The 1,012-nt window shown below is 56.6% G+C and carries 1 rRNA gene; it reads right to left on the bottom strand.

The annotated features are described in order from the left end of the window. Positions 1 to 1,012 (bottom strand): 23S ribosomal RNA (locus ACFYTQ_RS37585); the annotation flags it as partial.

Here is a 1,012-nt window from a genome sequence, read left to right on the forward strand (position 1 = left end):
GTGCAGGTCGGAACTTACCCGACAAGGAATTTCGCTACCTTAGGATGGTTATAGTTACCACCGCCGTTTACCGGGGCTTAAATTCTCAGCTTCGCGCCGAAGCGCTAACCGGTCCTCTTAACCTTCCGGCACCGGGCAGGCGTCAGTCCGTATACCTCGTCTTACGACTTCGCACGGACCTGTGTTTTTAGTAAACAGTCGCTTCTCTCTGGTCTCTGCGACCCAACCCAGCTCGAGGAGTAAATCCTGTCACCAGACCGGGCCCTCCTTCTCCCGAAGTTACGGAGGTATTTTGCCGAGTTCCTTCACCACAGTTCTCTCGATCGCCTCGGTATTCTCTACCTGACCACCTGTGTCGGTTTGGGGTACGGGCCGTGCACCAACTCACTAGAGGCTTTTCTCGGCAGCATAGGATCACTGAATTCACCACAACGGCTACGCATCACCTCTCAGGCTGATGTTGTGCGGATTTGCCTACACAACGCCCTACAGGCTTACACCCGGTAATCCACCACCGGGCCCAGCTACCTTCCTGCGTCACCCCATCGCTTGACTACTACAACGAAGGTCCCGTGCAGCCACTTCTCTTCCCCCGAAGGGGATAGGTCCGCTTTTGGACGGTTAGTACCATTGATTCGCCATTGGGCGCGGATACACGGGTACGGGAATATCAACCCGTTGTCCATCGACTACGCCTGTCGGCCTCGCCTTAGGTCCCGACTCACCCTGGGCGGATTAACCTGGCCCAGGAACCCTTGGTCATCCGGCGGACGAGTTTCTCACTCGTCTTTCGCTACTCATGCCTGCATTCTCACTCGCATAGCCTCCACAGCTGGATCACTCCGCCGCTTCCCTGGCTACACGACGCTCCCCTACCCATCCCAGCTCCTGGCTCGAAAGCAAGATCAATACTGGAATGCCGCGGCTTCGGCGGTGTACTTGAGCCCCGCTACATTATCGGCGCAGGATCACTTGACCAGTGAGCTATTACGCACTCTTTCAAGGGTGGCTG

It is taken from the genome of Nocardia sp. NPDC004068 (assembly GCF_042874315.1).
Taxonomy (GTDB): domain Bacteria; phylum Actinomycetota; class Actinomycetes; order Mycobacteriales; family Mycobacteriaceae; genus Nocardia.